Raw genomic sequence first — 23,219 nt, 5'->3', positions numbered from 1 at the left:
ACTCAGCCCGCCGCGCAGAGGATCGCGTCCCAGGCCGTCTCGCCCGCGAGGGTCGCGACGGCGGTGGGGTTCAGCGACAGCCGCCCGCGCGAGGTCGCCGGATCGACCGGCAGGTCCACCTCGTCGGTGGTCAGCGCGAACAGCGTGTCGCCGTCCATCGAGGTGTGGAAGGGCTGGATGCCACGGTGCATCGAACTGTGGACCTGAAGCGCGAACTGCTGCAGGTCGGTGTCGCTCAGGCGCACGTTGGTGACCACCGCGGTGATGGTCGTGTTCCCCGACACCGGCGCGACCAGGCGCGTCTCGGCGATCGCCTCCTCGTAGTCCGCGGCGGGATGCCGACGCTCCCCCGTGCGCTCGTCGTAGTTGCCCCGGACGATCCGCCCCTCGCGGTCCACGATCACGCCATACGGGTTCAGGACGGTGACGACGAGCACCTTGACGTCGCCGACCTGCCGGAAAGCCGCTCCCTGGCCGGTGAATTCCACGCGGGACGGGTCGACCTTCCCGGCGGAGGCCGCGGCTCCACCACCGACGCGTCCGACCTCGACGACGCCGTCACGAGCGGCGCCGTACGCGGCCCTCCCGAGGGCGGCATCGGGGAAGACGCCGTTCTCGCGCACCGAGTAGTCGTAGATGATGGCTCCCGAGACCAGCTGCAGCTCGTCGAAGCCGGCGCGGTGGTCCACCACGTCGAACAGGGCCTCGGAGACCCCGGCGACGGCGGACAGCCCGTAGACCGAGCCACCGGCGAGACAGATCGCGTGGTTGAAGCCGTACAGTCCGCTCGCGCCGACCGCTCCGCCGCGGCGGTCGGCGTAGGTGCGGGCCCCGCCCGGGACGGACAGCACCGTCGCCCCGGTCGGACCCTCCGCGTATTCGGCGGTGCCCACGAGCACACCCGGGAAGTCGTAGGCGACCCGACCGCGGTCGGTGCCGTACACCGGCTGCAGGGCGAAGTCGGCGTTCGACAGGCGGGCGCCGTGCGTCCGCACGGGGGCGAGGCGGGGAGACGGGGTCATGAGGTGAGCTCCTGGAACAGTTGACGCGAGTAGGGGTGAGCGGGTGAGTCGTAGAAGACGCTCGTCGGGGCGAGCTCCACGATGCGGCCGCGCTGCATGACCGCGACACGATGCGAGATGTAGCGGACGGCGGCGAGATCGTGCGAGATGAACAGCGCGGCGAAGGCGTACTCGCGCTGGAGGTCCTGCAACAGGTTCAGGATCTGCGCCTGGACCGAGACGTCGAGAGCGCTGACCGCCTCATCGAAGACGACGAACGCGGGGCGCGTCACGAGCGCGCGTGCGACGCTGACGCGCTGCAGCTGACCGCCCGAGAGCTGGTGCGGGCGGCGCTGGTCGAAGGAGGCGGGCAGGCCCACGGCGTCCAGCATCCGTCGCGCCTGCGTCACCGTCGCGGGCGAGCGGCGACCGCGCACGAGCAGCGGCTCCAGGACGGCGTCGATGACGCTCGATCGCGGGTCGACAGCCCAGCGCGGGTGCTGCAGAACCGCCTGGATGCGACCGGCTCGCGCGCGCAGATTGCGCGCCAGCGGCATCCCTTCGAAGCGGACGTGTCCCTCGTCGGGGCGCTGGAGTCCCAGGACGACGGCGCCGGTCGTGGATTTTCCCGAGCCCGACTCGCCGACGAGGCCGAGCGTCTCGCCGGCCGCGATGTCGAACGAGACGTGGTCCATCGCGGAGATCGCGCGTCGCGTCGGACCGAAGCCCGACGAGAAACGGACCGACACGTCGTCGAGCGAGATCACGGGGGCGCTCACGCGGACACCTCGCTTTCGCGGACGCGGGGGCGGAGTTCGTCGGTCCGGATGCAGAGGGTCGCACGGGGGCCCAGCGGTTGCGGCCGGGTGCGTGCGCACGCGTCGATCCGCGACGGACAGCGCGACTCGAACGCACACCCCACCGCCTCGCCGTGGAGGACCGGAGGCGCGCCGGGGATGCTGATGAGTCGCTCCCCCTGGCTGACACGTGAGGGGTCGGTCGCGGCGAGGGCACGGGAGTACGGGTGCAAGGGTGCGCCCAGGACATCGGCGGCACGCCCGCGCTCCACGACGCGTCCGGCGTACATCACCGCGACGTCGTCGCACCATCGCGCGACAGCGGGGAGATCGTGACTGAGCCACAGGATCGTCGTGCCGAGAGCTCGCGCCTGATCGAACATCAGCCGCACGACCTCCTCGCGCACCTGCGAGTCCAGCGCCGCGGTCGGCTCGTCCGCGATCAGCAGACGGGGCCCACGGCACAGAGCCAGCGCGATCGCGATGCGCTGCGCCATCCCGCCCGACACCTGGTGCGGAAAGAGCGGGATCACGCGCTCGGGGTCGGCGATCCTCATCGCCTCGAGCATCTCGACCCGGCGTCGGAGCGACGCATCCCGTCCGGTGCTCTGCAGGACGAGCTGCAACTGGCGGCCGATGCGCATCGTGGGGTCGAGCGAGCCGATGGGGTCCTGCGCGACGAAGGCCAGTTCGTCGCGACGGAAGCGGCGCAGGGCGGGAGTATCCAGGGAGAGCACATCGGTACCCGCGACGTGCACGATGCCGCGCACGATCCGTGCCGAACGGGGCTGCAACCGCCCGAGAACGGACGCGAGAGTCGACTTGCCCGACCCCGATTCGCCGACGAGGGCGAGCGAGGAACCCTCTGCGATCTCGAGGTCGACACCGTCGAGGGCACGGACCGGCGGCGAACCATCGAATTCGAGGGCGAGATCGCGGATGGTGACGGCGCTCATGTGAGGGACCTCGTTTCGCGGGGTTCGAGGCGATCGCGCAAGCTGTCGCCGATGAGGTTGATGCACAGGATCGCGACGACCAGCACAGCGCCGGGCACGATGAGCAGGTGCGGGGCGAAGGTCATCGCGAGCATCCCCTGCTGGATGAGCAGACCGAGGGAGGCCTCGGGCACCTGCACTCCGAAGCCGAGGAAGCTGAGCCCGCCCTCGACCAGGATGGCGACCGAGAGCGCGTAGCTGGCCTGCACCACGACCGTGCCGGCGATGTTGGGCAGCACCCGTCGCACGAAGATGACGGGAGTGCGCACCCCGCTGATCCGCGCGGAGACGACGAAGTCTCGTTCGGCGATCGTGCGGGTCGCCACCCGCACGACCCTCGTCATCAACGGGATGGTGATGGCGACGATGCTGATGATCGCCGCCGGCCGGCCCGGGCCGAGCAGCGCCGAGACGAGGATGGCGAGCACGAGGGCGGGGAAGGCGTAGAGGACATCCACGATGCGCATCACGAGCTCGCTCACCGCGCCGCCGTAGTAGCCGGCGACCATGCCGATGACGGTGCTGATGGCCGCGGAGCACAGCACCGCGACGATCGAGACCACCAGCGTGGTCGCGATGCCCTCGAACAGGCGCGGCAGGAAGGACCGACCGAGGTTGTCGGTGCCCAGAGGAGCTGTCGGGCTGGGAGGCGCGAAGCGGCCGCCGATGGTCGCACTCGTCGACCCGAAGACGCCGGTGAGCACGGCGACCAGCGTGAGCAGCACGAGCGCGGCCAGGACGATCATCGCGGTCCGGGCGAGGCCGTCGAGACCGCGCCACGCGCCGAACGTGCGGTCGCGCGCGCGCACCAGACGCTGCGTCGAGGTGGGGGTGATGGTCATCGTCGACCCCCTCCGGTCAGGCGCAGGCGCGGGTCGATGGCGTTCGAGACCAGGTCGACGACGAGGGCGGTCACGATGAAGACGGTCGCCGCCAGGAGGACGGCGTTCTGGATGATCCCGTAGTCCCGGCGCCCGAGCGCGGTCTGCAGGTAGGACCCCATTCCGGGGACGTTGAAGACGGACTCGACGATGACGGTGCCGCCGAGGAGCACCGCGACCAGGGCGCCGACGATCGTCAGGATCGGGACAGCCGCGTTGCGCAGCACGTGGTGCCGGATGATGAACATCGGCGTCTCGCCTCGCGCGACGCTCGCCTGCACGTGGGGTTCCACCAGCACATTCAGCACGGCGTCGCGGGTGTTGCGGGCCACGACGGCGACGCACCCGACGGACAGCACGACGATCGGCAGCACGAGAGAGCCGAAGAAGCGCGCCGGGTCGTCGGCGAACGACGAGTACTGCCCGACCGAGATCCCCAGCCCCAGGGTGGACACCGCGAAGACGAGGAGCCCCGCGAGAAGGAACTCCGGCACGCTGATGCCCAGGGCGCTCACGAGGCGGCCGGCCGCTCCCGCCGATCCCTCGGCCCGCAGGGCCGAGACGAAGCCGAGGGGGATGCCGATGAGCAGCGTGACCACGACGGTGATCGCCGCGATGGTCGCGGTGACCGGCAGGCGCGCGGCGAATTCGTCGGTCACCGACACGTTGGAGACGAAGGAGTAACCGAGGTCACCGGTGAGCACCCCGCCGATCCAGCGGAGGTACTGCTCGGGAAGGGGCAGATCCAGACCCGATGCGGCCACGGCCTGGGCCCGCTGCGCCTCGGTGGCGAGCGGACCCAGGACGAGGTCGGTGTAGTCACCGGGCATCAGTCGCACGGAGGCGAAGATGAGCACGGAGACCCCGACGAGCGTGGCGAGAGCCGCGAGCACCCGTCGGATCGACCAGAGGACGACGGTCATGTCAGCCGACGCGGAACTCGGCGATGTGCCGAAGGACGTTGCCGTATCCCTCGTCGGCGGTGAGGGTGGGGCTGAGCTCGGCGGTGTTCCAGCCGATCGTGGAGGGCCGAAGGACCAGCGGCACCATCTCGCTCTGCCGGTCGGCGAGGTCGCACACGTCCGCGAGGGCCGTCGCGCGCTCCGCACCGGCAGGGGTCGACGCACCCGCGGCGATCGCGGCGTTCAGGTCGTTCGATCCGGTCATGTACACCGCCGAGAATCCCGCGAGAGAGGGGTTCCACCAGGTGGTGACCATCGACGGGTCGGCGTAGCCCGCGAACCAGCTCAGAGCGAGGTCGAAGTCGGAAGGGTCGGCGTACACCTTCCCGGAATACGTCGCGTAGTCGACCTGCTCGATCGAGACCTTCACGTCGATCTCGGCGAGGTTCTGCTGGATGATCTGCGCGATCTGTGCCAGGACGGGCTCGTCGGTGTAGACGAGCAGGTTCAGGTCGAGACCGCCGACGGCGTCGATCGCGCTCTTGGCTGCGGCGAGATCGCGGGCTGTGGAGGGCAGCATCGAGGGGTCGCAGGAATCGGGGAGTCCGGCGGGCGTGACGCCGGTGACGGCGGTCGAGCCGCCGAACACCAGCGTGTTGATCGCCTCGCGGTCGATCGCCGAGTTCAGGGCGAACCGCACCTTCTCGTCCGCGAGTGCGGGGTCCCCTCCGATCGAGTTGATCATCAGGTAGTGGAAGTCGGTGTTGCGCTGTGTCGCGACCCGCACATCGGCGGCCCCCGACAGCAACGAGGCCGAGTCGGTGGAGTTGAGGATCGCGAGGTCGGCCGACCCGTCCCGCAGCGCGGCGGCACGCGTCGCTTCATCGCCGACGATGTCGACGGTGAGGATCGAGAAGCCGAGGGACGCGGCATCCGGGTGGTGCTCGTTGGGGACGAAGGTCCACTGCTCGTCCTGACGGTGGGCCGAGGCGACCAACGGCCCGGTGCCGAGCATCTCGGTCGTGATGTCGACGGTCCCCGCCTCGATCTCGGCCATCGGCAGGATCGCAGCGGGCGTGTTGGCCAGGGCGGCCAAGAACGGGGTGTACGGCTCCGACAGGGTGACGGTGACCTCGCGGTCCCCCGTCGCCTCGATGGATGCGATCGGGCCGAGCTGGCCGGTCCAGGTCACCGGGGTGTCGCGCAGGCGCTGGAGACTGCCGACGACATCGGCAGCGGTCATCGGCCGACCGTTGGAGAAGACCGCGTCGTCGGCGAGGGTGAAGACGTACTGCGTGTCGGACGGCGTCTCCCACGACGTGGCGAGGCCGGGAGCCACGTCGAGGTTCTCGTCGATCGTGGTCAAGGTCTCGTAGACGAGGCCCTCGAGCATCCACGACCGAGCGGTCGCCGCGGCCTGCGGATCCAGGCCGGCGGCTTCGGCGGTGTCGTAGTCGACCTGCACGACGAGCTCTCCCCCGGCGGGGGCGGACTCGTCGGCCAGAGCGAGGAAGCCGGGCGCGACCTCTTCCGACGTGGCAGCGGGGGCGGGACCGGATGCGCCGGTGCACCCGGTCAGGGCGAGGAGGGCGATCGCGGTGATCGCGGCTCCCGCGGTTGTGCGTGTTCTCATGGCGGTTCCTCTCGAGGGGCCGGCCCGCGGATCAGGGTGCGGGGCTCGACGGCGAAACAGGGAGGTGGTGCGAGTGGGACGGGTGGTGCGAGTGGGACGGGTGGTGCCAGTGGTGCGGGTCAAGCGAGGTCGTCGAGTGGGTGGGCGCCTCGTGGGCGCATGCACAGGACGATGCGGACGCCGGGACGTCCAGGGTCGGGTTCCGGTCGAAGAAGTCGTGCGGGGTGAGCGCGAAGCCGCAGGAGTCGACGGGCATGATCGGCCAGTCCTCCAGACGGGGGAAGTGCGTGAGGCCGAAGGTGTGCCACAACACCAGGTCAGCGGGTTCCAGCGACGCATCGTCGGCGATGAAGGCCGGGAGTCCCTGCTCCCCCACGCTCTGATTGACCACCGCACCGGCGGGGTACCGCTCGTCGGGGTCGTAAGCGGTCACCCACAGGTCGGACGTGGCGAACCGTGCGCGGGAGGCGATCACGGACTCGGGGTGGGCTTGGAGCACGGGCTTGCCCTCGGGCTTGAGCACGTACGACACCGGGCGGCCGAAGCGATTCGTCGCTTCCGCGCTGCTCACGCGCCAGGTGCGGTCGACGGAGGCATCGGCGCGGCGCACGGCCTCGCTCTCGCGGGTGAGTCGTGTCGAGCGGAAACCGATCGCGGTGCCGTGCGGGTTGCCGTCGTCGATGGGGACGGTCGCGACATCGATCTCGTCGATGACCGCGGGGCCCTCGTCGACGGCCATGTCCAGGCGGGCGCAGAACAGGTGCTGGTGGTACGGAGCGGCCAGGCCCGGCGCGAGCTCGCTCGCGAAGCGAGCGGTGCGCTCGTCATAGGCCGCGGTGAAGACGAGTCCGGTGGCCTTCGCCTCGAACTCGATCTTGCCGTCGAGGTACAGGTACCAGTAGAAGCCGTAGTCGTAGTTGCCGACCGTGACGAAGAACGACACGACCAGCCGGCGCTGGCGACGGACGTCGCTCGTGCCGGTGAACTGCTCGGTGTGCTTCCACAGCACCCCGGCGTCCTCCTCGTGGATGCAGATCGCGTTCGGGAGCACCTTGACCTCGCCGCGGGCATCGGCGATGGGGACGTCGAGGTAGGTGATGTCACCGACGCAGTCGCACCCCAGCTCGAGGCTGTTCACGAGACGACCCAGCAGGTACTCGCCGGTGTCGAAGTAGTTCTGCCAGAAGCGCACCGGACCCGGGTCGCCGTAGGGGACGAGCATCTCCGCGATCGAGGCGCGGTGAACGACGGGGCGCGTCCGGCCGGCATCCTCGAAGCCGATCCCGTGGAGGACGAGCCCCTCGCGCATGTCGTAGCCGATGCGCAGCGACCACTTCTCCCAGGTGAGCACGTCACCGTCGAACGAGAAGCTCGGCCCCTCCGGCTGCTGGATCACGATCGGTCTCTGGGTCGTCCGCTCGGGGCCGAACGTCCCCGGCACGTGATAGTCGGCCGTCTCCTGCGGGATGGGCATGACCTCGACGTCGACCACTCGTGCCACGCGACGGGCGCCGAGGTCGACGTAGGCCACGAGACCGTCGATGGGGTGCGCCCACGGCATGGTCTGCGGGGTGGGCTGGTGATGGGCGAGCACGCGTGCGAGCCGACGCCCCTCCTCTCCCTCGATCGGGTAGCGCCCCGCGGAGAGCCCCGCCAGGGCGACGGTGGAGGGGTCGGTGATCCCGCGCAGACGCAGCGCCGCCAGCCAGTCCTCGTCGACCGCCAACAGGTCGCGGATGAGCGCGTGCTCCTCCTGCAGCAGCGGCACCTGTCCGCTGTCGTCGTGGTCGATGGGCGCGTCGAGGACGAGCGTGCCCGTCTCGAGGTCGACCGCGATGTCGCGGGCGTGGCCGGTCGCCACGTCGAGCACTTGCGCGCGAGCCCGCCGGGCCACCGTGCGCCCCGCCCGCACATCGCGCCGGTCCGGCTCGTCGAGGCCGAGGTACGCGATGCGGTGATCGGTGCCGAGGGCCCCGTTGGCACGCAGGATCTCGGCGGCACGTCGCAGCTCGCCCTCGGAGAGGGTCGCGTACGGGGCCCCGGACTCGTCGCCGAGTCGGCGCGAGCGCGAGGGGTGCGGGGCGGGGGTGCAGGTGCAGGTCATCGCATCTCCAGTCGGGCGGCAAGACTGATGCCGGAACGTTCCGGCAAAAGTATGCGAGAGTCCCGTTTCGGCGCAAGACCCGAAATGTTTCGGGGAGATGACGCTCGCGGCGGTGTGGTTAGACTCCTCGGCATGCACGAGACCGGCCGAGCGCGCCTGATCGATGTCGCCCGTCGCGCCGGGGTCGGCAAGACCACGGCGTCGGACGCCCTGAGCGGAACCGGACGAGTCTCCCCCGCGACCCGCGAGGCGGTGCTCGCGGCGGCCGCGGCCCTCGGCTACACCGCCAATACCGCCGCTCGACAGCTGCGCAGCGGTTCGGTGGGGACGATCGGCATCGTCCTGCCCGAGGTCGTCTCGCGCTCTTCGTACTACATGGCCTTCACGTTCGGCATCGTCACCCACGCCGCCGCGCACGACGTCGACGTCACGATCGTGAGCCCCTCGGTCTCGTCTGGACGATCCCGCCCGATCCGCGCCGACGGCCTCGTCATCGGAGACCCGCTCGCGGGAGACCCGGCGTTGCCGGCGCTCTTCGCCTCCGGCATCCCCATCGTCACCCAGGAGCATCTCCCCGCCGACGTCGAGGGCGAGCCCGTCGGCGTCGTGTGGTCCTCTCACGAGTCGGCGATGCGGCGACTGTTCGACGAGATCGACCGCACGGGCGCCCGTCACCCCGCTCTCCTGGTCGCGCCGGACTCCTCGGACTGGGGTCGCCAGCTCGTCGCCGGCTACCGCCGCGCGTGCGGGGAGCGCGGACTCGACCCCGTTCTGGCAGCGGTGTCGTTCGAAGCGCCCTGGGTCGAGATCCGCAGCCGCACCGAGCAGCTGCTGGCGGAAAGGCCCGACACCGACGTCATCGTCTGCGGGCCCGACTCCAGCGCGATCGAGGTGGTCGCCACCCTCGAACGACTCGGCCGGACAGTCGGCGACGACATCACGGTCGTCTCGTGCGTCGATCATCCCTCGCTGCCGTTCCTGCGCCCGTCGATCACCTCGATCGACCTGCGTCCGCGAGCCTCGGGGGTGGCGTGCGCCGCGCTCCTCCTCGATGTGCTGGAGGGGCGGAGCCCGCGCGGCACCGACGTCGAGTTCCCGATCGAGGTCGTGGCGCGCGCGTCCACGGCGCACGCGCTGGCGGGGGTGCACACGTGAACGCCCCCCTCGAGGGCGTGGTCGTCGCCGACTTCTCACGGGTGCTCGCGGGCCCTCTGGCCACGATGATGCTGGCCGACCTCGGCGCCCGCGTCGTGAAGATCGAACGCCCCGGGGGCGGCGACGACACCCGCGCGTGGGGCCCGCCCTACGCCTCCTCGGGCATGACCACGTACTTCGAGGCGGCCAATCGCGGGAAGTCGTCCATCGCGCTCGACCTCACCCTCCCCGGCGATCGAGCACGGGCCGAGCAGATCATCGCCCGCAGCGACGTCGTCATCGAGAACTTCCGCCCCGGCCAGTTCGCGCGGCTCGGCTTCGACTGGGAGACGTTGTCCGCGCGGCATCCGCGACTCGTCTACGCCTCCGTGAGCGGCTTCGGCCTCGACGGGGGCGCGCGCCTCCCCGGCTACGACTTCGTCGCCCAGGCCGTCGGCGGGCTCATGCACATCACCGGCGAGAGGGAGGGCGAGGCCATGAAGGCGGGGGTCGCGCTCGTCGACGTTCTCACCGGCAAGGACGCCGTCATCGGCATCCTCGCCGCCCTCCGACGTCGAGAGCTGACCGGGCGAGGTTCCCGCATCGACGTCAACCTCCTGTCGAGCCTCCAGGCAGCGCTCGTCAACCAGGTCTCGGCTCACCTCGGTGCCGGGACCGAGCCCGCGCGCCTGGGGAACCGGCATCCCTCGATCGCCCCCTACGAGGTGTTGCGATGCGGCGACGGTCCCCTCGCGGTGGCGTGCGGCAACGACGCGCAGTTCCGGCGCATGACCGAGGTGCTCGGCGTCGGCCACCTCGCCGAGCACGAGCGCTTCGCGACCAACGCGCTCCGGGTCGGCAATCGTGATGACCTCGCCGTGGCCCTCGAGGAGGCCCTGGCCGGCGACACGGCCGCCGCGTGGGCCGAACGCCTCAACGCGGTGGGCGTCGCTGCGGGCGTCGTGAACACCATCGGCGAGGGGCTCGCGCTCGCCGACCGCCTCGGCCTCGATCCCGTGTACGAGACCCGGGGAGCGGACGGGCGTGCCTCGCGTCAGGTGCGATCGCCCGTCGCCTGGTCACCCGCCGTGCCGAGCGCCTCGTCCGCGCCGCCGCGACTCGGAGAGCACACCGAGCAGGTGCTCGCGTGGCTCGACGAGGTCAACGGCTGACGCGACGGAGAGCGATCCAGAGCTCGGCGGCGGCGTCGGGGTCGGTGAGAGCGACGCCCATCGCGCGTTCCGCCGCCGCGATCCGCTGTCGGGCCGTGTTGCGGTGCACGCCGAGAGCACGCGCGGTGTGCTCGACGCGCTGTCCTCCGGCGAGGTGCGCGCGGACCGTGTCGCGCAGCTCGGGCGTACGGAGCGCGTCGAGCCATCGAGTCGCGCGGTCCGCGGGCTCGACGACGGCGGGCATGGCGTCGGGGTCGTCGCGGATCGCCGCGAACCACGACGCCCGTACGCGATCGGCGGCGGCGGGGACGTCTTCCCACACGACCGGCACGCTCGTCGCCCCGATCGGCGGGACGTCGTCGGCCCCGCGCAGCGAGACGCGGAGCGGGCCGTCCACGATCGAAAGCGGCGCCGCCCCGGCGTCGGGGGGCCCGACGTGCGCCCGGACGACGGGAGGCAGATCGACGCCGCTGGAGCGAGCCAGGTCGCGGGCCGCCGAGGCGCGCCCGTCGAGGGCCAGACGCACGATCCACGCGCCGGCGGTCGACGCATCGGTCGACGCGCTGGGCGCGGCGAGCGCGCGTAGGAGCGCGATGGCGGTGCGCGCGAGCTGACGATCGGCGGGGGCGAGGGGACGCCCGGCGCCGATCGCGAGAGCGCCGACCCGGCCCGATCCCGTCGTCACGGGCAGCGCCAGCACGACCGACCCGTGCGCCGAGAACGAGGCCGCGCCCGCACCCGATCGCCCGAGCGACGCCTCGATGTCGGCGACGACCGAGGGCAGCAGGCCCTCCAGCGCGGGCGGGTGCAGGAGCGCCGTCCCCCCGGCCCGGGGCGCGGGCACCCACGCGGCCCACCCGCCGACGGCCTCGGCGATCGCCCTCACCACACCAGCTCTTCCGTCCTCTCCCGCGGCGGCCTCGGCCAGTCGGGTGTGCGCGGAGGCGGCCCGGAGCCCCGCATCGCGCTCGAGCCGGCGTTCCAAGCCCACGAGTGCCCGTGACACGTCGAGGAAGGGGATGCCGTCGGGCACGACGAACAACGGCACTCCCGCCCGGGCGCACCGATCCGCGAACCCCGGAGGCGGAGCGTCCCACCCCTCACCCAGGCCGAGGCCGAGGGCACCGACGTCATGTGCAGCGAGCGAGGCCACGTAGTCGTCGTCGCTGTCGCGCCCGGTGAGGGGGATGCCGGTGGTCAGCAGCAGTTCCCCGCCGGCGAGGTAGCGGCCCGGTGCCGCCAGCTCCGACACGTGCACGCCGGTGACGAGCCTCGACGGGGGGAACGGCGTCACGGGCACGAGGGCATCACCCGCGGCCTCGGCGAGCGCGGAAAGGGTCGGCATGCCCCTATTGTGCAGGATGCACAGCACTCGTCACGAGGACGTGCACACCGCCCGATCATGCTCGCGCGCCGAGCCGTACAGTCGCCCCATGACCGTTCCCCGCCTCGTCACCGAGATCCCCGGCCCCCGCTCGCGCCGTCTGCACGACGAACGCACGAGCGCCGTGCCCGGCGGTTTCGGCGTCACCCTGCCCGTCTTCGTCGCCCGAGCCACGGCCTCCACCCTCGAGGACGTCGACGGCAACGAGCTGATCGATCTCGCCTCGGGTATCGCCGTCACCAGCGTCGGCGCCGCGAATCCCCGCGTGGCGGAGCGCGTGTCCGCCCAGATGAGCCGCGTGACGCACACCTGCTTCATGGTCACCGAGTACGAGGGGTACGTCCGTGTCGCTCAGTGGCTGAACGCGAACACGCCGGGGACGCACGACAAGCGCACCGGCCTTTTCACCACGGGAGCGGAGGCGGTCGAGAACGCCGTCAAGATCGCCCGCGCCCACACCGGACGCGCCGGGGTCCTGGTCGTCGACGAGGCGTACCACGGCCGGTCGCTGCTGACCCTCGGCATGACCGCGAAAGAACATCCGTACAAGACCTCGTTCGGACCGTTCCCGGGCGACATCGTGCGCCTCCCCAATGCCAACCCCCTGCGCGGACGCCCGGTGGACGAGGTGCTCGCCGAGATCGAGCGCATCGTCGGAGAGCACGGCGCCGAGAGCTTCGCCGCTCTCGTGGTGGAGCCGATCCAGGGCGAGGGCGGCTTCGTCGTCCCCTCCCCCGGGTTCCTGCCCGGGCTGCGCGAGATCACCGAGCGGCACGGCATCCTGCTCGTGATCGACGAGATCCAGAGCGGACTCGGGCGAACGGGACGCCTGTTCGCGAGCGAGCACGAGGGCGTCGTCGCCGATCTGCTGCTCACCGCGAAAGCCCTGGGCGGCGGCCTCCCCCTGAGCGCCGTCACCGGCCGGACGGAGATCATGGATGCCGTGCACCCGGGCGGTCTGGGCGGCACCTACGCCGGAAATCCCGTCGCGTGCGAAGCCGCGCTGGCGGTCTTCGAGGTGCTCGACGACCCCGAGCTGCTCCCCCGCGTCGGCCGGATCGAACGCGCCGTCCGCGGCCATCTCGAACCCCTCGTCGACGAGATCCCGTCCGTGGCCGAGGTGCGCGGACGCGGAGCGATGATGGCGATCGAGTTCGCCGACCCCGGCACCCTCGCACCGCGCGCCGACCTCGCCCAGCGCGTCTCCGCCGCCTGCCACGCGGCCGGCGTGCTGACGCTCACGTGCGGCACGTACGGCAACGTCATCCGGCTGCTTCCCCCGTTGGTGATCGACGAGGCCATCCTCGACACGGGGCTGCGTCTCCTCGTCGACGCCATCCGCACCGTGACCGCCACCCTGACCCAGACGGAGGATGCCGCATGAGCACCGTTCCCGACCTGCTCGACTTCGACGGCCTGCTCGATGACGCCGAACGCAAGGTCCGCACCCGCGTGCGGGCGTTCGTCGACGAGCGCGTGAAGCCCTCGATCGCCGATTGGTACGACCGGGCGCATTTCCCCGTCGAGCTCGTGCCGGAACTCGCCGCCCTCGGGCTGCTCGGCATGCATCTCTCGGGGTACGGGTGCCCCGGTCGCAGCGCCGTCGAGTACGGCCTCGCGGCCATGGAGCTCGAGGCCGGCGACTCCGGACTCCGCACGTTCGTCTCGGTGCAGGGCTCCCTGGCGATGAGCGCGATCCACAAGCACGGCAGCGAGGAGCAGAAGCAGCGCTGGCTTCCGTCCATGGCACGCGGCGAGGCGATCGGGTGCTTCGGGCTCACCGAGCCGAACTCGGGTTCCGACCCCGCGAGCATGACCACTTTCGCCCGCCGTGACGGCGATGACTGGGTGCTCAACGGTGCGAAGAGGTGGATCGGCCTCGCCTCGATCGCCGACGTCGCGGTGATCTGGGCGCAGACCGACGAGGGCGTCCGCGGCTTCCTGGTCCCCACCGACACCCCCGGGTTCACCGCGACCCCGATCGCCCCCAAGATGTCGATGCGCGCGTCGATCCAGTGCGACATCGCTCTCTCGGACGTGCGTATCCCGGCGGACGCGCAGCTCCCCGAGGCGCGCGGACTGCGGGCCCCCTTCTCGTGCCTCAACGAGGCTCGATACGGCATCGGGTGGGGCGTGATCGGGGCCGCGCGCGACAGCTACGAGACCGCGCTCGCCTACGCCGGGCAACGCATGCAGTTCAACCAGCCGATCGCGTCGTTCCAGCTCACGCAGAGCAAGCTCGTCGACATGGCCCTCGAGATCGAGAAGGCCCAGCTGGTCGCCCTCCGTCTGGGGCGATTGAAGGATGCCGGTCGCCTCGCGCCCCATCAGATCTCGGTCGCCAAGCTCAGCAACACCCGCGCGGCGATCGCCGTGGCACGGGAGGCGCGGACGATCCTCGGCGGCAACGGTGTGAGCGCCGAGTACTCGCCCATGCGGCACGCCGCGAACCTGGAGTCGGTGCGCACCTACGAGGGCACCGACGAGATCCACACGCTCGTGCTCGGCGCCCACCTCACCGGCATTCCGGCCTTCCGTTCCGTCACCGAGGGAGAGAAGCGATGACCGACACGACCCTGTTGCAGCACCTCATCGACGGCCGCTGGGTCACCGGCGGCGGAGAAGAGCTGGTCGACGTCAATCCGAGCCGTCCGTCCGACATCGTGGCCACCGGTCCCGGTGCCGACCACGCGGACGTCGACCGCGCCGTCGCGGCCGCGCGCGCCGCGTTCGCGAGCTGGAGCCGCACCCCGGCCCGCGCTCGTGCGGCCGTGCTCCGCGGCGCCGCCGACATCGCCGCCGCGCACGCCGAGGAATGGGGAGCCGAACTCGCCCGCGAGGAGGGCAAGACCCTCGCCGAGGCGGTCGCCGAGGTGGCACACGGGGCGAATATCCTCCGCTATCACGCTCACGACGTCGAGCGCCCCTCCGGCGAGGTCTACGAGTCGCCGACGCGGGGCGAACGCATCCTCGTCGTTCGTCGCCCCGTCGGGGTCATCGGGGCGATCACCCCGTTCAACTTCCCCTTCTCGATCCCCGCGTGGAAGCTCGCCCCGGCCCTCGCGTGGGGCAACACGATCGTGTGGAAGCCCGCGACCTTCGTCCCGGTCCTGGCGATGCGATTCGCGCAGGCGCTGCAGCAGGCGGGTCTCCCCGACGGGGTGCTCAACCTCGTCAACGGCACCGCTGCGGTCGGCGAGGCGATCGTCGCGCACCCCGACATCGACGCCGTGACCTTCACCGGATCCACGCGCGTCGGACGGGCGATCGCGGCGCAGCTCGCGGCGCGTGGCGTGCCGTTCCAGGGCGAGCTCGGCGGCAAGAACGCCGCCCTCGTCCTCGACGACGCCGACCTCGAGCTCGCCGTCGAGCAGGTCGCCGTCGGAGCCTTCCGGGCCGCGGGACAGAAATGCACCGCGACCTCGCGCGTGATCGTGCACGAGGCGGTCGCCGATCGGTTCCTCGCCGCTCTCGCCGAGCGCACCGCGGCCGCCCGCGTCGGTGACGCGGTCGCGGACGGCATCGAGGTCGGCCCGCTCGTCGACGCCGCAGCCCGCGACAGGGTGAACGCCGCCCTGGAGCGCGCGAGCGGATACGCGCGTCCGGTCGTCGCGCCGGGCCCCTACCGCGAAGGACCGCTCTCGGAGGGGTTCTTCGTGCCGCCGTCGGTGTTCGAGGTCCCCGAATCCAACCCGGGCGAGCTGTGGCGCGAAGAGCTGTTCGGACCGGTCGTCGCCGTCCGCCGCGTCGCCTCCGCCGCCGAGGGATTCCGCCTCGTCGACGACAGCGACTACGGCCTGTCGGCGGCGATCTTCACCACCGACCTCGGTCGCGCCCTCGCCGCGATCGAGGAGGTCCGCGTCGGCGTGGTCCACGTGAACTCGGCCTCGGCCGGCGCCGACCTCCACGTTCCGTTCGGAGGGAACCGCGGCAGTGCCCTCGGCCCCAAGGAGCAGGGGCAGGCGGCACGCGAGTTCTTCACGGAAACGGCGACCGTCTACCTGCGGGGATGACCGCACGGGCCACGCCCCCGTGATGCACACGAGCCCGCCTCGCGGTCCGACGTATCGGGGTCCACGAGGCGGGCGCCGTCGCGACGCTCAGGACGACAGAGACACCTGCCCCAGCGCCGCCTCGACGTCGACGACGGCCTTCGCCGACGAGGAGGTGCGCAGGCTGTTGTCGACCGAACCGATACCGTCCTGGTTCACGACCCGGTACTCGTCGTCGGGCAGTGTGATGTCGGCGGATCCCGCCGTGACCGTGACCGTCGTGCGGCTGGGGGTCGCACCGCTCAACCCGGCCGTCAGCTCCCCGCCGGCGACCTCGAAGGTCGCCGTGTCGACATCCTCGACCTCGGCCGTGGCGGCGCCGCCGGCGACCGTGACCTCGAGGGTCTCGGCGCTGCCGGACAGGTCGACCGCACCGCCGGCCAGGTTCACCGTCAGCGCGCGCATCTCGGCGTCGAGGTCGAGCGTCCCACCCGTGACGTCGATGCGACCGTCGAGCGGCGAGCCCTTCAGGCTGCGCGGGAGAGTCAGCGTCGCGCCCGGGCTCCGGTCCCAGTCGACGAAGGTGCCCCGCGGCGACGACACGCGCAGGGTGTCGCCCGTGCGCTCGAACGTCCAGCCGCCGCGTCGATTGCCCCCGGCCTCGAGCGTCGCGTCGGTCCCATCGCCGTACTCGATCGTGAGCGAGCCTCCGGCGACGTCGACCGAGAGATCGGTGAGGCCGCGCGCCGAGACGGAGCCCGCGTTCACACCGGATCGCGTGTCGGCGAGCGCGGCCGCCGCGGTGATCGCGGTGCCGCCCACCGTGCCGACGAGGGCGATCGCTCCGACGACGATCGTGACGATCGACACCGCGAGCACGGTTCCCCGGCGCGAGGTCTGCGCCGGCGGAGGAGTCGGCTCGACGGGGGTCGGCTCGAGGGGGGTCTGCGTGGTCATGACGTTGCTCCGGTGTGGTCGTGGCCCAGGTGCACGAGGGCGGCGATGACGCGGCGGTTGCCGGTCTCGTCCTGCTCGAGGCCGAGCTTGGTGAAGATGGCGGTGATGTACTTCTCGACGCTGGCCTCCGAGACGAACAGCGCCTGCGCGATGGCCTGATTCGACCGGCCTTCCGCGATGAGGGCGAGCACGCTGCGCTCCCGCTCCGTCAGGCTCTGCAGACGCTCGTCGCGACGGCGACGGGCGAGGAGCTGGCCGACGACCTCGGGGTCGAGCACGGTCGCTCCCCCGCTGATGCGGGCGACCGCGTCGAGGAAGTCGCGGACGTCGGCGACCCGGTCCTTGAGCAGGTAGCCGAGCGAGCCCTGCCCGTCGGCGATCAGGTCGCTGGCGTACTGCTCCTCGACGTACTGCGAGAGGACGAGGACGGCGAGTCCCGGATGCCGGGACCTCAGCGCGATCGCCGCGCGGATGCCCTCGTCGGTCCAGGTCGGCGGAAGCCGTACGTCGAGGACGCAGAGGTCGGGGGCGTGCTCGTCGACCGCGGCCAGGAGCCCATCGGCGTCGGGGAGGGCGGCGACGACCTCGTGACCGTCGTCGGCGAGGAGGCGGACGAGCCCCTCGCGCAGCAGCACGGAGTCCTCGCAGATCAGGATGCGCACGGGACGCTCACCTCCACGGTCGTCGGTCCGCCCTGGGGGCTGTCGATGCGCGCCGTGCCGCCGGCGGCGGTGACGCGGTTGACGATGCCGTCGAGGCCACCGCCCGGGACGACGCGCGCCCCGCCCAGCCCGTCGTCCTCGACCCGGGCCCAGAGGGTCCCGTCCTCGCGGAGGCGGACGTGTACGCGGCACCCGGTCGCCCGTGAGTGCTTCGCCGCATTCGTCAGGGCCTCGGCGATCGCGAAGTACACGGCGGCCTCCGCCGGACGACTGCACCGACGCGGCAGACGCACGTCGAGGGTCACGGGGATGTGCGAGCGCGACGCGAGCGCCGAGAGGGCGGCATCCAGTCCCCGATCATCGAGCACCGAGGCGTGGATGCCACGGGCCAGCTGCCGGAGTTCGGTGATCGCCGACTTGGTCGAGGCGTGCGCCTCGGCGACGAGCGCTTTCGCCGTCTCGGGGTCGTCGTCGATCTTGGTCTGGGCGAGCCCCAGGGTCATGCCGATCGAGACCAGTCGCGGCTGGACGCCGTCGTGGAGGTCGCGCTCGATGCGCGTGCGCTCGACCTCGGCGGCACGGACCGCTCCGGCGCGGCGGGTGTCGGAGGTGCGTGCGCGCTCCTCGAGCTCCGCCTCGCGAGAGGGGACGAAGATCGCGCGGACGATCACGCCGTGCAGTACGGCGAGTCCGACGATTCCGGCGAGCGATGCGACGAGCGCGACGACGCCGACGACGGGCGCAGCGAACCCGTCGAGCGGGAAGATGCCGAGGAAGCGCGTATCCGGCCACCCGACGATCGGGGCGATCGCGAGGGCGAAGCCCCACGCCACGAGACCCGCGGCGGTCAGGGTGACCAGGCCCAGGATCGTGCCGATCGTGAACGAGGCCACCGCGCGCCACTGGCCGGGGTCGATCGCTTGCAGCCAGACCGTGTGGAGGAAGCCGACGAATCCGGGGCGCGGGCTGCGGCGGGGACTCAGCGCCGGGAGGCCGAAGCCGTAGAGGCCGTCGACACGGGCCCTCTCGAACCAGGCCACTGCGAAGAGGGCGTAGACGAGGGCGACGAGAACGACGACGCCGATCAGGAGCGCGAAGAGCAGTCCGATGCCGCCGCCCAGCATGCCGAACAGCGCGCTGAACACCATCGGGCCGATGAGGCCGAGCGCGGCCATCTGGGCCGCGGCCCCGGCGATGCGCCCGGGGGTGGCGATGCGCACACGGGACGAGGGGGTCACGGCCGGCTCGACGGGCGGCAGCGACACGGTGTGGGCTGCGGTGTCCGCGGCGATGGTCGCGGAGTCGTCGCGTCCGGGCGGGTTCGGCGGAGGAGGCGGAAGAACGGATGCCGTGGTCATGTGTTCCACGGTAGGGGTGGGCCTCGTCTCCGCACCGCCCGGGCAGCCCCCGCCCTCGTTCGGGTTATCCCGAAAGCTCTTCGGGGGTCATCCAGCCGGTGTCGAGCAGGACACGCGTGATGTCGTCGGCTCGGACGGTCTGCGGGCCGACCGCGACAGCCGGGACGTCCGTCGATCCGGGGATCTCGGTGCCGTCCGACTCCGGTTCGCGATCGTCGAGCAGCGCTTCCACGGCATCGGCGATCGGCGCGGCCAGATCGCGCGTGTCGACGAAGACGGTCGCGGTGAGCGTGCCCTGCTCGAGGGCGCGCACGGTCCCGACGTCGGCTCCGGAGACGACGACGATCGGGGTCGGACGGTCGACGCTCGGCGTCGAACGCTCCGCGGCCGGCGAGGGCGACGGCGTGGGCGAAGCGGTCTCGGAGACGGGCGGGTCGGTGGTGAGCGCGGTCACGACACCGCGGGTCACGTCGTCGCCGAGGGCGAGGAACGCCGTGCGGCCGGCCGTCTCACCCCGCGCGTCCGCCTCCGCGACGGCGTTCCGCACGCGCTTCTCCGCGGCGTCCGAGACGTCGAGTGGATCCGCGTCGACGGCGGCCTCATCCCACGTCGCGCCCGACGCGATGACCAGGCGCCCCTCGTCGACCGCGGGGGTCAGGGCCTCGATCGAGGCGGCGTGACGGCGCTGTTCCCAGGCGTCGTCCGCGGCGCCGGCGAGCACGGTCAGTTCGACGGGTCCGGCCGGCGAGGTCGGGCCGACGTCGTCGGGTGCGACCGTCTCGGGCGCGGCGCTCTCGGGGGTCTCGGTCCCGGGGGCGGGCGTCGGGTCCGTGGCATCCGCCCCCTGCCCCGCGTCGAGCGCGTCGAGCAGAGCCTGGGCCTGGGCGCGGCCGAGCTCTTCCGGCTCGACCACCGCGGCGAACCCCGCTCCGGAAACGGCGAGACCGCGACCGAGGAGGGCGACCGGAACGCCGTCTTCGTCGGCGAGTTCGGCGGGCGCCGCGAGCTCTTCGGCGGACAGGGGCGCGACGATCACGGCATCCACCCCCTTCGTGAGCATGTTCTGCACCTGCGCGGCCTGCGTTCGCGCGTCGTCGGCGGCGTACTCCAGGTCGACGCGGTAGCCACGATCGCGGAGTTCGGATGCCACGGCCTCCCCCGCGTGCTCCCATCCGGCATCGGTGGTCGAGGGCAGCGCGACGCCGATCACGCCGGCCCCGTCGCTCGAGCCGGCCGCCCGGGTCGACGTCGCCGTGCAACCGGCGAGTCCCAGCGCGAGCACGGCGAGCACCGCGGCGGCGCGGCGGACGGGCGTGCGGGGGGTCACCGTTCCATCCTGCCGCAGGAACGACGAGACGCCCCGGCGCGGAAGCGTCGGGGCGTCTCTACGGGGGTGGATCAACCGCGCGTGCGGTTCTTGTTCCACACGTCGAAGGCCACGGCCAGAAGGAGCACGAGACCCTTGATGAACTGCTGGACGTCGGTCGAGATACCCATGAGCGACATGCCGTTGTTGAGCACACCCATGACCAGACCACCGGCGATCGCGCCGACCACGCGGCCGACACCGCCCTGGACGGCGGCGCCACCGATGAACGAGGCGGCGATGGCATCCAGCTCGAACAGGTTTCCGGCGCCGGGGCCGGCGGAGTTCAGTCGGCCCGTGAAGACGATGCCCGCCAGGGCCGCGAGGACGCCCATGTTCACGAAGAGCAGGAAGTCGACGCGACGGGTGTTGATGCCCGACAGCTTCGCGGCGGTGCGGTTGCCGCCGATCGCGTAGATGTGGCGACCGAACACGCTGCGGCTCATCACTGTGGAGTACCCGATGATCAGCACGCCGAGCACGACGAGCACGATGGGCGTCCCGCGCGATCCCGGAGCGACGCCGAGCAGGTAGGTGAGGTAGGCGATCAGGGCGCCGCCGCCGATGAGCTTGACGAGGAAGGCGACCTGCGGCTCGTTCTGCAGTTCGAGCGCAGCGCGCTTCGCCCGCTGACGCACCTGGGAGACGACGAAGAGGACGAGGGTCAGCACGCCGAGGCCGACGGTGATCCACTCCGCCGGCGAGGACGCGGCCGGGAACAGGTCGGGGAAGAGGTAGCCGCCGCCCAGCGCGCGGTACTCCGTGGGGAACGGCGTGATCTGGGTGTTGCCCAGGGTCATCTGGGTCAGACCGCGGAAGAGCAGCATGCCCGCCAGGGTCACGATGAAGGCCGGGATGCCGATGTACGCCACCCAGAAGCCCTGCCACATGCCGACCACGGCACCGAGGAGGAGCGAGAGCAGGATGCCGAGCCACCAGGGCAGGCCCCACTGCACGATCAGCACACCCGAGACCGCACCGACGAAGGCGGCGACCGAACCGACCGACAGGTCGATGTGTCCGGCGATGATGATCATCACCATGCCGATCGCGAGGATCAGGATGTAGCTGTTCTGGACGATGATGTTCGACACGTTGCCCGCGGTGAGCAGGCGCCCGCCGGTCAGCGCCTGGAAGAGCAGGACGATGACGATCAGGGCGATGAAGATGCCGATCTCACGCAGTCGCGACGTGAAGAACTGCAGAATGCTGCCGGCACCGCCGCCGGTGCCGCCGCCGACGGGACCCTTCGGCGTCGCGGGACCCTGCGGGGTCACGGTGTTGTCAAGCGCTGACATGGTCGGCTTCCTTTTCCTTCGTCATGAGCACCATGAGTGCCTCGGGAGTGGCCTCTTCGATGGGCAGCTGGCCGGTGATGTGGCCTTCGCTGAGGGTGTAGATGCGGTCGCAGATGCCGAGCAGCTCGGGGAGCTCCGAAGAGATCACCAGCACGCCCTTCCCCTGTGCCGCGAGGGAGTTGATGATCGTGTAGATCTCGTACTTCGCGCCGACGTCGATGCCGCGCGTGGGCTCGTCGAGGATGAGCACCTCGGGGTCGGAGAAGAGCCACTGCGACAGCACGACCTTCTGCTGGTTGCCGCCGGAGAGCTTCCCGACGACCACATCGACGCTCGGCGCCTTGATGTTCATCGATTTGCGGTAGCGGTTGGCGACGAGGTATTCCTCGTCGCCGTCGACGAACCCGCCCTTCACGAGCTTGCGCATCCCGGCGATCGAGATGTTGCGCTTGATGGTGTCGATCAGGTTGAGTCCGGCGCCCTTGCGGTCTTCGGTGACGTACGCGAGTCCGCTGCGGATCGCCGCGGGGACCGTGGAGGTGTCGACCTTCTGGCCGCGCACGTACACGTTCCCCGAGATGCGCGAGCCGAAGCTCTTGCCGAAGACGCTCATCGCGAGCTCCGTGCGACCGGCACCCATGAGACCGGCGATCCCGACGACCTCGCCGGCGCGAACGGTGAGGTTCGCGTTGTGGATGACCGTGCGACTGGCATCCGTGGGGTGACTGACGTTCCAGTCCTCGATGCGCAGGACCTCTTCGCCGATCTCGACGTCCCGGTCCGGGTAGCGGTTCTCGAGCTCGCGTCCGACCATCCCGCGGATGATGCGGTCTTCGCTCGTGCCGCCGGTGGCGACGTCGAGCGTCTCGATCGTGCGCCCGTCGCGGATGATCGTGACCTCGTCGGCGATCGCGCGGATCTCGTTGAGCTTGTGGCTGATGATGATGCAGGTGATCCCCTGGCCCTTGAGGTGACGGATCAGATCCAGCAGGTGCTCGGAGTCGTCGTCGTTCAGGGCCGCGGTGGGCTCGTCGAGGATGAGGAGCTTGACGTCCTTCGACAGCGCCTTCGCGATCTCGACGAGCTGCTGCTTGCCGACGCCGATCTCGTTGACGGGCACGTCGGGGCTGTCGCCGAGCCCGACGCGGGCGAGCAGCTTCGACGCCTCGCGGTTGGTGGCGTCCCAGTCGATGAGACCGCGGTGGGTGATCTCGTTGCCGAGGAAGATGTTCTCGGCGATCGAGAGGTAGGGGCTCAGCGCGAGCTCCTGGTGGATGATGACGATGCCGGCGGATTCGCTGTCGCGGATGTCCTTGAACTCGACGGTCTTGCCGTCGAAGACGATCTCGCCGCGGTAGTCGCCCGCGGGATACACACCGCTGAGCACCTTCATGAGAGTGGACTTGCCGGCGCCGTTCTCGCCACAGATGGCGTGGACCGTTCCGCGCCCGACGGTCAACGACACGTCGGCGAGCGCGATGACGCCGGGGAACTCCTTGGTGATCGAGCGCATCTCGAGGATGGTGCTCACGAGGTCCTCCTTGCAGGGCCGGCCATGGGCCGGTGGGGGTGAGAGACGTGGG

Annotated in this window: 19 protein-coding genes; 5 read left to right on the top strand and 14 right to left on the bottom strand. The window is 71.2% G+C overall.

Going from position 1 to position 23,219, the window contains the following annotated elements; genetic code table 11:
• Nucleotides 1-2 precede the first annotated feature (2 nt).
• The 7 genes from ACMW4R_RS11095 to ACMW4R_RS11065 are packed head-to-tail and all read right to left on the bottom strand — an operon-like array spanning nucleotide 3 to nucleotide 8,313.
• Entirely contained in the window at nucleotides 3-1,022 is a 1,020-nt protein-coding gene (locus tag ACMW4R_RS11095) for a P1 family peptidase (protein WP_418299946.1), read from the bottom strand.
• Complete coding sequence (locus ACMW4R_RS11090) at nucleotides 1,019-1,780, bottom strand: ATP-binding cassette domain-containing protein (RefSeq protein WP_058627308.1); 762 nt, start codon at nucleotides 1,778-1,780, stop codon at nucleotides 1,019-1,021. Before ACMW4R_RS11090 ends, ACMW4R_RS11095 begins: the two co-directional genes overlap by 4 nt.
• On the bottom strand, nucleotides 1,777-2,754 hold the full coding sequence (locus ACMW4R_RS11085) for an ABC transporter ATP-binding protein (protein ID WP_418299945.1): 978 nt from the start codon (nucleotides 2,752-2,754) through the stop codon (nucleotides 1,777-1,779). Before ACMW4R_RS11085 ends, ACMW4R_RS11090 begins: the two co-directional genes overlap by 4 nt.
• Complete coding sequence (locus ACMW4R_RS11080) at nucleotides 2,751-3,635, bottom strand: ABC transporter permease (RefSeq protein WP_418299944.1); 885 nt, start codon at nucleotides 3,633-3,635, stop codon at nucleotides 2,751-2,753. Before ACMW4R_RS11080 ends, ACMW4R_RS11085 begins: the two co-directional genes overlap by 4 nt.
• Nucleotides 3,632-4,597 (bottom strand): ABC transporter permease, encoded by a 966-nt coding sequence (locus ACMW4R_RS11075; RefSeq protein WP_058629124.1) that lies wholly within the window; start codon nucleotides 4,595-4,597, stop codon nucleotides 3,632-3,634. Before ACMW4R_RS11075 ends, ACMW4R_RS11080 begins: the two co-directional genes overlap by 4 nt.
• A 1-nt stretch (nucleotide 4,598) precedes the next feature.
• Nucleotides 4,599-6,209: an ABC transporter substrate-binding protein gene (locus tag ACMW4R_RS11070; RefSeq protein WP_418299943.1), complete on the bottom strand. Its 1,611-nt coding sequence runs from the start codon at nucleotides 6,207-6,209 to the stop codon at nucleotides 4,599-4,601.
• Nucleotides 6,210-6,240: 31 nt separating this feature from the next.
• Nucleotides 6,241-8,313, bottom strand: a complete 2,073-nt coding sequence (locus tag ACMW4R_RS11065; RefSeq protein WP_418299942.1) for a primary-amine oxidase — start codon at nucleotides 8,311-8,313, stop codon at nucleotides 6,241-6,243.
• A 132-nt stretch (nucleotides 8,314-8,445) separates the two neighbouring features.
• Between ACMW4R_RS11065 and ACMW4R_RS11060 the strand changes: the two genes are divergently transcribed.
• Complete coding sequence (locus ACMW4R_RS11060) at nucleotides 8,446-9,468, top strand: LacI family DNA-binding transcriptional regulator (RefSeq protein ID WP_058596921.1); 1,023 nt, start codon at nucleotides 8,446-8,448, stop codon at nucleotides 9,466-9,468.
• On the top strand, nucleotides 9,465-10,619 hold the full coding sequence (locus tag ACMW4R_RS11055) for a CaiB/BaiF CoA transferase family protein (RefSeq protein ID WP_418299941.1): 1,155 nt from the start codon (nucleotides 9,465-9,467) through the stop codon (nucleotides 10,617-10,619). The genes ACMW4R_RS11060 and ACMW4R_RS11055 overlap by 4 nt, the downstream gene beginning before the upstream one ends.
• Here ACMW4R_RS11055 and ACMW4R_RS11050 read toward each other — a convergent pair.
• Nucleotides 10,609-11,964, bottom strand: a complete 1,356-nt coding sequence (locus ACMW4R_RS11050; protein ID WP_418299940.1) for a PucR family transcriptional regulator ligand-binding domain-containing protein — start codon at nucleotides 11,962-11,964, stop codon at nucleotides 10,609-10,611. The genes ACMW4R_RS11055 and ACMW4R_RS11050 overlap by 11 nt on opposite strands.
• A gap of 88 nt (nucleotides 11,965-12,052) precedes the next feature.
• On the opposite strand from ACMW4R_RS11050, the gene gabT reads away from it, so the two are divergent.
• The 3 genes from gabT to ACMW4R_RS11035 are packed head-to-tail and all read left to right on the top strand — an operon-like array spanning nucleotide 12,053 to nucleotide 16,016.
• Nucleotides 12,053-13,387, top strand: coding sequence for a 4-aminobutyrate--2-oxoglutarate transaminase (gene gabT / locus ACMW4R_RS11045; RefSeq protein WP_418299939.1), 1,335 nt, complete (start codon nucleotides 12,053-12,055; stop codon nucleotides 13,385-13,387).
• Complete coding sequence (locus ACMW4R_RS11040) at nucleotides 13,384-14,568, top strand: acyl-CoA dehydrogenase family protein (RefSeq protein ID WP_058626410.1); 1,185 nt, start codon at nucleotides 13,384-13,386, stop codon at nucleotides 14,566-14,568. Before gabT ends, ACMW4R_RS11040 begins: the two co-directional genes overlap by 4 nt.
• Nucleotides 14,565-16,016 carry an aldehyde dehydrogenase family protein gene (locus tag ACMW4R_RS11035; RefSeq protein WP_418299938.1) on the top strand — a complete coding sequence of 484 codons (1,452 nt, stop codon included), beginning with the start codon at nucleotides 14,565-14,567 and terminating at the stop codon, nucleotides 16,014-16,016. Before ACMW4R_RS11040 ends, ACMW4R_RS11035 begins: the two co-directional genes overlap by 4 nt.
• Before the next feature lie 87 nt (nucleotides 16,017-16,103).
• Here ACMW4R_RS11035 and ACMW4R_RS11030 read toward each other — a convergent pair whose 3' ends face one another.
• The 6 genes from ACMW4R_RS11030 to mmsA form a co-directional block, all read right to left on the bottom strand.
• On the bottom strand, nucleotides 16,104-16,952 hold the full coding sequence (locus ACMW4R_RS11030; protein ID WP_058629131.1) for a hypothetical protein: 849 nt from the start codon (nucleotides 16,950-16,952) through the stop codon (nucleotides 16,104-16,106).
• On the bottom strand, nucleotides 16,949-17,614 hold the full coding sequence (locus ACMW4R_RS11025; RefSeq protein ID WP_058629132.1) for a response regulator transcription factor: 666 nt from the start codon (nucleotides 17,612-17,614) through the stop codon (nucleotides 16,949-16,951). Before ACMW4R_RS11025 ends, ACMW4R_RS11030 begins: the two co-directional genes overlap by 4 nt.
• Nucleotides 17,602-18,972 (bottom strand): histidine kinase, encoded by a 1,371-nt coding sequence (locus ACMW4R_RS11020; RefSeq protein WP_418299937.1) that lies wholly within the window; start codon nucleotides 18,970-18,972, stop codon nucleotides 17,602-17,604. Before ACMW4R_RS11020 ends, ACMW4R_RS11025 begins: the two co-directional genes overlap by 13 nt.
• Nucleotides 18,973-19,036: 64 nt before the next feature.
• Entirely contained in the window at nucleotides 19,037-20,299 is a 1,263-nt protein-coding gene (locus ACMW4R_RS11015) for a substrate-binding domain-containing protein (RefSeq protein ID WP_418299936.1), read from the bottom strand.
• A 71-nt stretch (nucleotides 20,300-20,370) separates the two neighbouring features.
• Nucleotides 20,371-21,636 (bottom strand): multiple monosaccharide ABC transporter permease, encoded by a 1,266-nt coding sequence (gene mmsB, locus ACMW4R_RS11010; RefSeq protein WP_241490381.1) that lies wholly within the window; start codon nucleotides 21,634-21,636, stop codon nucleotides 20,371-20,373.
• The gene (gene mmsA / locus ACMW4R_RS11005; RefSeq protein WP_058596952.1) at nucleotides 21,623-23,149 is read right to left on the bottom strand and encodes a multiple monosaccharide ABC transporter ATP-binding protein; all 1,527 of its coding nucleotides are present in this window, start codon (nucleotides 23,147-23,149) and stop codon (nucleotides 21,623-21,625) included. The genes mmsB and mmsA overlap by 14 nt, the downstream gene beginning before the upstream one ends.
• Nucleotides 23,150-23,219: the final 70 nt, after the last annotated feature.

Origin of the sequence: Microbacterium sp. S1037, from assembly GCF_048381605.1 — a bacterium.
Taxonomy (GTDB): Bacteria; Actinomycetota; Actinomycetes; order Actinomycetales; family Microbacteriaceae; genus Microbacterium; species Microbacterium testaceum_B.
This window is presented reverse-complemented; position numbering and strand designations above follow the sequence as displayed.

Bases quoted from the DNA above. Each gene is read 5' to 3' on its own strand.
- ACMW4R_RS11020 (WP_418299937.1), bottom strand. From the start codon at position 18,972: ATGACCACGGCATCCGTTCTTCCGCCTCCTCCGCCGAACCCGCCCGGA.
- mmsB (WP_241490381.1), bottom strand. From the start codon at position 21,636: ATGTCAGCGCTTGACAACACCGTGACCCCGCAGGGTCCCGCGACGCCG.
- gabT (WP_418299939.1), top strand. From the start codon at position 12,053: ATGACCGTTCCCCGCCTCGTCACCGAGATCCCCGGCCCCCGCTCGCGC.
- ACMW4R_RS11065 (WP_418299942.1), bottom strand. From the start codon at position 8,313: ATGACCTGCACCTGCACCCCCGCCCCGCACCCCTCGCGCTCGCGCCGA.
- ACMW4R_RS11080 (WP_418299944.1), bottom strand. From the start codon at position 3,635: ATGACCATCACCCCCACCTCGACGCAGCGTCTGGTGCGCGCGCGCGAC.
- ACMW4R_RS11070 (WP_418299943.1), bottom strand. From the start codon at position 6,209: ATGAGAACACGCACAACCGCGGGAGCCGCGATCACCGCGATCGCCCTC.
- ACMW4R_RS11040 (WP_058626410.1), top strand. From the start codon at position 13,384: ATGAGCACCGTTCCCGACCTGCTCGACTTCGACGGCCTGCTCGATGAC.
- ACMW4R_RS11060 (WP_058596921.1), top strand. From the start codon at position 8,446: ATGCACGAGACCGGCCGAGCGCGCCTGATCGATGTCGCCCGTCGCGCC.
- ACMW4R_RS11030 (WP_058629131.1), bottom strand. From the start codon at position 16,952: ATGACCACGCAGACCCCCCTCGAGCCGACCCCCGTCGAGCCGACTCCT.
- mmsA (WP_058596952.1), bottom strand. From the start codon at position 23,149: ATGCGCTCGATCACCAAGGAGTTCCCCGGCGTCATCGCGCTCGCCGAC.
- ACMW4R_RS11085 (WP_418299945.1), bottom strand. From the start codon at position 2,754: ATGAGCGCCGTCACCATCCGCGATCTCGCCCTCGAATTCGATGGTTCG.
- ACMW4R_RS11050 (WP_418299940.1), bottom strand. From the start codon at position 11,964: ATGCCGACCCTTTCCGCGCTCGCCGAGGCCGCGGGTGATGCCCTCGTG.
- ACMW4R_RS11075 (WP_058629124.1), bottom strand. From the start codon at position 4,597: ATGACCGTCGTCCTCTGGTCGATCCGACGGGTGCTCGCGGCTCTCGCC.
- ACMW4R_RS11095 (WP_418299946.1), bottom strand. From the start codon at position 1,022: ATGACCCCGTCTCCCCGCCTCGCCCCCGTGCGGACGCACGGCGCCCGC.
- ACMW4R_RS11035 (WP_418299938.1), top strand. From the start codon at position 14,565: ATGACCGACACGACCCTGTTGCAGCACCTCATCGACGGCCGCTGGGTC.